The sequence below is a fragment of the Marisediminitalea lipolytica genome (genome assembly GCF_001758465.1).
In the GTDB taxonomy this organism is placed as follows: domain Bacteria; phylum Pseudomonadota; class Gammaproteobacteria; order Enterobacterales; family Alteromonadaceae; genus Alteromonas; species Alteromonas lipolytica.
This window is the reverse complement of record NZ_MJIC01000020.1, coordinates 98,587-107,262: the sequence shown is the minus strand read 5'-3', so window position 1 is coordinate 107,262 and position 8,676 is coordinate 98,587. Positions and strand designations below refer to the sequence as shown.

The window sequence follows — 8,676 nt, the reverse complement described above, 5'->3', positions numbered from 1 at the left end:
TTTATGTGACCGGTCGCGAAGCGACAGAACACCACGGGTTTACCCGTGGATGAATGAGTCCGAGGCCTGTATGCTACGAAGATGGAAGTTCGAGTCTCATCACATGGTCTATATAGACTTCAATATCACGTCGTCTGGGTAACCAAATACAGGCGTCGGATACTGAAGCCTTTCGTCGTGGAGTATTTGCGCAAAGTGTTGCCGAAGCTGCTTCGAAGTATGCCCGGCGTAACGATAGAGCGAATGGGCTTTGATAATGACCATATGCACATGTTGATGGTCATTCCACCGAAATACTCGATAGCAGAAGTGATGGGTAAACTCAAAGCCCAGTCAGCGTCAAACATGAGAAAGACATTCAAATGGCTAGGAAAGGTCTATTGGAATGAAAATATTGTTTGGTCGCCGGGTTACTTTGTAAGCAGCGTAGGCTTAGACGAGCACACAATACGGAACTACGTTGAGCATCAAGGTCGGAAGGATTCAGATCAGCTCCGAATGGAGCTGTAACAGAAAGAACCCCGGGCATGCCCGGGGGAATCTATTGCCTGTCTCTCAGCCAGGCTTACTGTTGAGAGATATCGATATTTACCAGTCCGGCCACTTTTTGCGCGGTTTCTACCGCAGCATCGGTGGATTCCGCTCGGGCCAGTGCAACGCCTAATCGACGCTTACCATTAATGGTTGGTTTGCCAAATAAGCGCAAATCTGTGATCGGCGTGCTTAGCGCCGCATCCAGATTACTGAAGTTGATACAGTTGCCTTCGCCAAACCCCAGAATAACCGCGGAAGCACTGGGGCCGTAGCAGTCAATGTTAGGAATTGGCAGGCCTAAGATTGCGCGGCTGTGCAGGGCAAATTCTGACAGGTTCTGGGAAATCAGTGTTACCATGCCGGTATCGTGGGGCCGCGGCGATACTTCGCTGAAGATAACCTCATCACCACAAACAAACAGCTCAACGCCAAATAAGCCGTAGCCGCCGAGGGCGTCGGTTATTTTGTCTGCAATGTCTTTGGCCGCGCTGAGGGCTTTATCTGTCATGGCGGTAGGTTGCCATGAATACTGATAATCGCCGTCTTTCTGAATATGTCCGATGGGTGGGCAAAACTTGACGCCCTGACGGGTGCGAACGGTAAGCAGCGTAATTTCGTAATCGAAAGCAATGTTGCCTTCAACGATCACTTTACCTGCACCAGCACGTCCTCCTTCCTGGGCATATTGCCATGCCTTATCCACATCGTCAGGCCCGGTCAGGCGGCTTTGTCCCTTACCCGAAGAGCTCATAATAGGTTTAACAAAACAAGGGTAACCAATGGCGTCGATAGCGGCCTCAAACTCAGCCTTGGTGCTGGCAAACCGATAGCTGGATGTGGGCAGACCAAGTGTTTCGGCGGCCAGGGTACGAATACCTTCCCGATTCATGGTCAGGTTTACGGCGTTGGCACTTGGCACTACCGTAAAGCCTTCTTTTTCTAACGCGACAAGTTCGGCGGTAGCAATGGCTTCAACTTCCGGCACAATCAGGTCCGGGGCTTCTTTTTCGACGACTTCACGCAGGGCTTTCGCGTCCAGCATGGAAAACTGATAACTACGGTCAGCGACCTGCATAGCCGGCGCGTTGGCATAGCTATCACAGGCAATCACCTCACAGCCGAGGCGCTGGCATTCAATTACAACTTCTTTGCCCAGTTCGCCACTGCCGAGCAGCAGAATCTTTTTCGCCTGGGAAGTAAATGGCGTACCTAATGTTGTCATTTGTTGTCCTCTTTGGGTAACACCCAGTAAATACCATGAAATTCGGCGACGGCCTGGGTGTCATCGAGTACTTCTACTTCCAGCTCCAGGCGGCATTTCTTGCCTTTGCTGAGTAAGTTGAATTTGCCTTTCAGACGCTCAATATTGCACACCGCGCGGGGCTTCATGGTGATAGGTTTGTGATAATGGATATTGCCGTCTCCCAATACGATGTCGCCTTGTAACCCCTTATCCTTAAGCTGCAGAAATATCATTCCCCACCCGGTGAGGGTGGCGAGCGAAAAAATGCTGCCGGCAAACATGGTGCCGTGAATATTGATATTTTTATTCAGGGAGGCGCGGGTTTCCAGCGTCTTGCCGGTGTACTGGTGAAGCTTTATGCCCATGTGTTCGGTAATGGGGATGGTTTCGGTCCAGGTATCCTGTAGTTCCTGACACCACTGGGGATGCATAACCAGCAGCGAAAAATCATCAAGCTTTTTGACCATCTGCTGGCGTTTAAGCAAACCCAGTTCGTTGGGAGCTTCCCGTTCTACAGTGAAGCCACAGGCTTTAAAAAACTCGATGGAGATTTCACGACTGTTGGTGACTGCGCGAATGGCGCCTAATTCCCTGGCGACCGACTCCAGGGCATTGAGCATAAACTGACCCAAACCGCGCCGCTGGTAGCCACTGTGTACCGCGATATGGCGAATTTGCGCTTCTTCGGCAGTGTTCAGATGAACGCGCCCACAGGCAATAATTTCACCCTGGCCGTTAACCACCATGCGGTGTTCGCTGACCTGTTCGTATTCGTCTTTTTCTGACCCCGGTGGAAAATTCCAGGGCTGGCGCAGGTACTGCCAGCGAAAATGATAGTAAGCCGTGAGGGCTTCATCGGTTTGTGGAGTGACTACTTTAAACACAGTCCTGCTTCTCCCATAAAGTTAGGGCACACATTAAATCTTAAGCGTTTGCCAACAGCAAGAGAAAGGCGTGAATATTATACCTGGATATGGAAAGTCACCGGTCCGTCATTAATAAGCTGAACCTGCATATCTGCGCCAAACTGGCCGCTGGCAACCGGAATTTCCATACTTTCTAATTGCGCTATAAAGGCTTCGTACAGTGCGTTACCCAGCGCTGGCGGAGCGCCGCGGGAGAACCCAGGCCGATTGCCGCGACTGGTGTCAGCGACCAGGGTAAACTGGGATACCACCAACACCGAGCCCTCAACCTGGCGGATGTTAAGATTCATTTTACCGTCGGCATCACTAAAAATACGGTAGTTACACAGCTTGTTGGCGAGCTTTTCGACCTCCGCCTGCGTATCGTCTTTCTCTACCCCCAGCAGAATTAAAATGCCCGGGCCGATTGCCCCTACGGTATTACCAGCTACGTTCACGCTGGCTTCACTTACACGTTGAATTAATCCAATCATTAATACATTGCCTTGAAATCGTTAGTCGCCTGGCGAAGCGCCGAAGCAATGCCGAAATCGGCACTGCTGTGTCCAGCCCCTTCGACCAGAAGTAAATCACTGTTGGGCCAGTGCTGATGTAAAAGATAAGCGCCCTGTGGCTGACACACCGTATCACACCGACCATGGATCAGTTTTGCCGGAATAGAACGCAATTGATGCACGTTCTGTAAAATATAATCTTCGCTGATAAAACAATCGTTAATAATGTAATGCCACTCCAACACCGCGAGACTCATCAGTAGTGGACTACAAGTCAGTGACGTTGGCTCTGAGGAATGCGGAAAAACCCTGGCGATGGCTTCTTCCCACTGATACCAGCGTATCGCAGCGACTGCTTTAAGGGATTGCTGGTGGCCGCTGAAAATGGCGCTGTAATGCGCAAGTACCTCACTCAGATCGCCTTGGGTGGACATCGTCTCGGTAAAGCGGGCAAAAGCATCCGGGTAGATCCTGGCCGCTCCGCCATCCGGGGCCAGAAACCAGTGAAAGTCGGTTTGGCGGGCCAGAAATATCCCGCGTAAAATCATTCCGCTAACCGTTTCCGGCTCTCTGATGGCGGCTAACAGGGCCAGTGTAGTCCCCCAGGAGCCGCCAAATAACAGCCATTGTTTAATCCCCAGCGTAGTGCGTAACTGACTGATATCGTCTAACAGATGATGGGTAGTATTGTTATCCAGGGATAAATGCGGTTGGGAACGACCGCAACCTCGTTGCTCAAAGCCGATAACATGATAGCTGTCGAGGTCAAAAAAGTCGGTGTAGCCGGGGGATAATCCGGCACCGGGACCGCCGTGAATAACCAGCACGGGAATGCCTTTAGGATTGCCACTGAGTTCGTAGTAAATCTGATGGCCGTCGTGGGTTGGCATGTAGTCGTGCAAGTAACAGGTTGGTGGCATAGACAAGCTCTCTTACAATTCAAACCGACGCAAAGATTGTATCTCAACCCTAATTCATTTAATTTAAACAGTAAATTGAATTTAAGCGGAGTTATCATGGCTGGACAAGGTTCAGGCGGCAATGTTATTGCTGCGATATGCAGTTTCTTTTTCCCCGGATTGGGCCAATTGGTTCAGGGGCGCATTTTAGCGGCTTTGTTCTTTTTTGTGGTGTGTGCTGTCAGCTATGCATTAGGGGCAACGGTTATTTTATTCTTTATGTGGTTCGTGGGTGCGATATTTCACCTGTGGGCTATTGTGGATGCAGCAAAATTCAGGGGTGAATCCTAAACATGTCATCATTGGTCAAAATTGGTTTAACTGCACTGTTGGTGTCGTCTCTGAGTGCTTGTCAAAGCGCTTATTACGCGGCATGGGAAAAAGTGGGTGTTGAAAAACGTGAGATCCTGGTGGATCGCGTAGAAGATGCCCGTGAATCACAGGAAGATGCAGAAGAGCAGTTCAGCTCTGCGTTGGAAGAGTTTTCGGCGCTGATCCAATTTGACGGTGGTGATCTGGAAGAAGTGTATCAGTCGCTGAATGACGAATACGAAGCCAGTCAGGAAGCGGCTGAAGACGTCAGCAAGCGGATTGATAAAATAGAAAGTGTGGCCGGAGCACTGTTTGAAGAGTGGGAAGCCGAACTGGACACTTACTCTAACGAGAGTCTGAAACGCACCAGCAAAAGACAGCTTGCGGAAACCCGCGTGAAATACAACAAAATGGTACGCGCCATGCGTAAAGTGGAAAGCAGCATGCAGCCAGTGCTGCGTACGCTGCAGGATAATGTACTGTTTTTGAAACATAACCTTAATGCCAGCGCGATTGGTGCACTACAAGGCGAACTTAACGACATTGAGCGTGACGTAAGGGATTTATTACGTGATATGAAGTCGGCGATTTCTCAGTCAAATGCGTTTATTGCCGACATGAATGGTGGCTAAGGTTAAATATTCGTGTTATTTATGTGAATTTTAACTTTTTTTAGCGAAAAGTTACGCAAAATCAATATTATCTTCTATACATAACCACAGATATTTTACCATTAGGAAGGTAATGTAGTTATTATGAACACACTGGTGGCAAAGCTTAAAAAACTGTCGGATTACGTAGGACAGACGCGGGGGCAGGAATACTTTGAGCTATTGGTTTTGGCGCTGTCGGATATTCTTGAGTGTGACTACATTCTTATCGGTCAGCCGAATGATTGCCGGACAAGCTGTACTACGGTAGCAGTCGCTGCTTTTAGTCGGGTAGAGGACAACTTTACCTATAACCTCAAAGATACACCTTGCTACCAGGTCACCAACTCCGGGGCTTGCTGTTATTCCAGCAAAGTGACCGAGTTATATCCCAAAGATCAGCTGTTACAAGACATGCACGTCGAATCTTATATTGGCATGCCGCTGCATGATTCGCAGGGAAATGTTCTGGGCATTCTGGTGGCGATGCATACGTCGGCGCTGAAAAGTGAAGCTGAGATAACAGCCCTGTTTGAAATTTTGGGATATCGCATAGCCGCTGAACTTGAGCGAGTTGAACAAGACCGCTCGTTAAACATGCTCTCTTCTATTTTTAAGCATTCTGCCGAAGCCATGCTGGTTACCGATGCGGATCATAAAATCATCGAAGTTAATCAGGCGTTTTGCGATATGTTCGGGTATCGTCGAAGCGAAGTCATGGGGCTTGACCCTAAACTTTTCTCATCCGGACAGCACGACAAGACATTCTACCGGAACTTCTGGCACAAGGTTTTTAAAAAAGGCGTCTGGCAGGGTGAGATCACCAATCGCCACGCCAATGGTTCAGTGTTGGAACAGTGGGTGTCGGTTAACCAGATTCGTGACGAAAGCGGTCACGTCCACCACTATACGGCTATTTATACTGATCTTACTGAGCTCAACAAGGCCCGGGCTAAAAACCTCTATCTGGCTAATACAGACCCGCTCACTGGCCTGTCGAGTAAGTCTTACCTGGCCGAAGAACTAAAGTCACCAGGAATAAAAAGCCTGCTGGTGATCGGATTAGACGGACTGCGTTACCTCAATGACGCTTATGGCTTTGATGTTTGTGATGAACTCATGCGCAATACTGCGCAAATAATAAAGTCGCAGGTGGTTGCCGATTGTTATGTCGGCGGCGGGCCCGGCAAGTATGTGTTGTTATTTAAAAGCAAAGTTGACTTGCAGGCTATCGCTGAAAAACTAAGAAGTTATTTTCGTCATCATCAGGTATCTGCCAACGATATCAGCGTGTTTCTCTCGCTTTCTTTTGGCGGGGCGAAGGGGCACAGTGATTTACTTCGTTTGGGCGTTACCGCGCTGCGTCAGAGTCGTGATTCGGGGGATTTAAAATGCATCGTTCTGGAACAGGACGCAATTGCGGCGGAAAGTCAGCAGCATATGTTGTTTGTAGAGGCTAATAACATTATTCATACTGCCGTAAATGAACAGCTTATCGTGCCTTATTTTCAGGGTATTCATGACAACCTTACGGGGGTGATAAGGCACTATGAAGCTCTGGCAAGGATTCACCATGATGACCAGGTTCTGACACCATACAGCTTTATTGAAGCGGCGAAAGTGGCTGGTATGTTACCGGTTATCACCCGCCAAATGGCGCAACAAACATTTAAAGTGATGAGTCATAACGACTATACCTTCTCGCTGAATATTACGGAATACGACCTGAATGCCCAGTATTTACAGGGCTTGTTAACCGAGCTGTGCCAAACTTACGATATCGCGCCCCAACGGGTTATTCTGGAAGTGCTCGAAGGGATCAGCAGTACCGGCAAAGACAGCCACTTAAAACAGCTCAAGGCGCTTAAGCTGGCCGGCTTTAAACTGGCCATCGATGATTTTGGTACCGAGTATTCAAACTTTGAACGGATCCTCGATTTAGAAGTCGATTTTTTAAAGATTGATGCCAGATACATAAAAAATATCCACATCGACAGAAAAAGCTACGAGATAGTCAAGGCACTCAGCTTTTTCTGTCGTAACGCTGGTATCAAATGTATTGCCGAGTTTGTTCATTCCGTGGAAGTGCAGCAGTGCCTGTTAGAGTTAGGGCTGGATTATAGTCAGGGTTATTTGTTCTCACGCCCTGAGCCCTTTTCTGCTCATCAGGAACAGGGCTCGGTTAAGGTAACACTGGATAACGAAAAAGCCGGAGTCATCGTGATGACGTTGACTGGTCATATCCAAAAAACCATGCGATTTACTGATGCCTTCCGGCAGTGCCTGATGGACTATGCGCAGCCAGTTCAGTTTGCCTTGTTTGATTTCAGACATTCAGATTATTTTCAGATGGGTGAGTCCGACCTGATCGACAGGGCTCGTCTGGCGGCTATTGATCCTCTGTATCAGCAGTTAGACAAGATTGCCGTGCTGGTAGAAGGCAAGTACGCAGAGAAAATGGCAGCCCTGTGGTGCAGCAGCGTGGATGCCGTATTTGAGGTGAGATACTTTAATAACGAACGTAGTGCCAGAGACTGGTTGTATGGCGAATCTGACTTTAGCCTGAGCGCCTGATGGTTTTTGGCAGTTTGTGGCCGGTTAACCCCCGGCCCTGGCCATTAACCCTCAGGCAAATCACTGTCGTTTGCTTTGTCCTTTACTTCCTCAGGAAAAGCTTCGCTGAGACTACAGGTAAATTCTGCGCCAAGCAGCACCACAATCCACGACAGATATATCCATAAAAATAACAGTGGAAGCGCAGCCAGCGCACCGTAAATAACCTGATAAGACGGGAAGCTGGTTACGTATAAAGCAAAGCCTTTTTTGCTTAATTCAAACAGCATTGTGGCCAGAACCGCGCCGCCCAGCGCATGTACAACCGGTACCCGGCGGTTAGGCACCAGCATGTACAAAATAATAAACGCTGCCAGTGCAGTAAAACTAGGCACCAATTCCAACAGAAACGTCCCTAGTCCTGGTGTATATTCTTCGGCAAACTCGGCCAGCCCCACCAGATATGACGTCATAACGACACTGGCGCCCATTAACAATGGGCCAAGGGTAATTACCATCCAGTAAATGGCAAAGGTATAAATAATGGGGCGGTCGCTCTGTGATCGCCAAATCCGGTTGAGGGTTTTATCTACATTGGAAATCAGCAATATTGCTACCAATAGCAGAGATAAAATACCCACCGCCCCCATTTGTGAAGCATTACCCACAAAGTCGCTCATATATTCGTGGACAACGTCGCCTGCGGTAGGAACAAAGTTACTAAAGATAAACTGTTCCAGTTCATTACGAACGGTAGCGAAAGCCGGAAAGGCAGACAAAATGGTAAAAAAAACCATGATAAAAGGAACGAGCGACAGCAGGGTGACGTAGGCCAGGTGGCCCGCCGAGATGGTGATGTTGTCTGATTTACAACGGGCAATAAAAGTTGTGCCAAAGTGCACCAGGTGAGGTTTATATTGTTCCCATCGTGCTTTTATTTCAGGTAAAGCCACACTAAGTCCCTGCTTTTATGCTTATGTGATTAGTCTACCTGCTGGATAAAGC

Annotated in this window: 9 protein-coding genes; 4 read left to right on the top strand and 5 right to left on the bottom strand. The window is 48.6% G+C overall.

Features of this window, described 5'->3' with window-relative positions:
* Positions 1-81: 81 nt before the first annotated feature.
* Complete coding sequence (gene tnpA / locus BFC17_RS21475; protein ID WP_070174559.1) at positions 82-510, top strand: IS200/IS605 family transposase; 429 nt, start codon at positions 82-84, stop codon at positions 508-510.
* A gap of 55 nt (positions 511-565) precedes the next feature.
* Here tnpA and purT read toward each other — a convergent pair whose 3' ends face one another.
* The 4 genes from purT to pip form a co-directional block, all read right to left on the bottom strand.
* The gene (gene purT / locus BFC17_RS21470; protein ID WP_070178577.1) at positions 566-1,756 is read right to left on the bottom strand and encodes a formate-dependent phosphoribosylglycinamide formyltransferase; all 1,191 of its coding nucleotides are present in this window, start codon (positions 1,754-1,756) and stop codon (positions 566-568) included.
* On the bottom strand, positions 1,753-2,661 hold the full coding sequence (locus BFC17_RS21465; protein WP_070178576.1) for a bifunctional GNAT family N-acetyltransferase/hotdog fold thioesterase: 909 nt from the start codon (positions 2,659-2,661) through the stop codon (positions 1,753-1,755). Before BFC17_RS21465 ends, purT begins: the two co-directional genes overlap by 4 nt.
* Positions 2,662-2,738: 77 nt before the next feature.
* Positions 2,739-3,176: a D-aminoacyl-tRNA deacylase gene (gene dtd / locus BFC17_RS21460; protein WP_070178575.1), complete on the bottom strand. Its 438-nt coding sequence runs from the start codon at positions 3,174-3,176 to the stop codon at positions 2,739-2,741.
* Positions 3,176-4,117 (bottom strand): prolyl aminopeptidase, encoded by a 942-nt coding sequence (pip, locus tag BFC17_RS21455; RefSeq protein WP_070178574.1) that lies wholly within the window; start codon positions 4,115-4,117, stop codon positions 3,176-3,178. The genes dtd and pip overlap by 1 nt, the downstream gene beginning before the upstream one ends.
* Positions 4,118-4,213: 96 nt before the next feature.
* Here pip and BFC17_RS21450 point away from each other — a divergent pair, with 96 nt between their 5' ends.
* From BFC17_RS21450 to BFC17_RS21440, 3 genes are all read left to right on the top strand, one after another.
* Positions 4,214-4,447, top strand: a complete 234-nt coding sequence (locus tag BFC17_RS21450; RefSeq protein ID WP_070178573.1) for a hypothetical protein — start codon at positions 4,214-4,216, stop codon at positions 4,445-4,447.
* Positions 4,448-4,449: 2 nt separating this feature from the next.
* A complete protein-coding gene (locus tag BFC17_RS21445; protein WP_070178572.1) occupies positions 4,450-5,100 on the top strand; it encodes a DUF2959 domain-containing protein in 651 nt (216 codons plus the stop codon).
* A gap of 123 nt (positions 5,101-5,223) precedes the next feature.
* The gene (locus BFC17_RS21440; protein WP_070178571.1) at positions 5,224-7,692 is read left to right on the top strand and encodes a sensor domain-containing phosphodiesterase; all 2,469 of its coding nucleotides are present in this window, start codon (positions 5,224-5,226) and stop codon (positions 7,690-7,692) included.
* A gap of 44 nt (positions 7,693-7,736) precedes the next feature.
* On the opposite strand, the gene BFC17_RS21435 is transcribed toward BFC17_RS21440, so the two are convergent.
* Complete coding sequence (locus tag BFC17_RS21435) at positions 7,737-8,609, bottom strand: virulence factor BrkB family protein (protein WP_229681119.1); 873 nt, start codon at positions 8,607-8,609, stop codon at positions 7,737-7,739.
* Positions 8,610-8,676 lie beyond the last annotated feature (67 nt).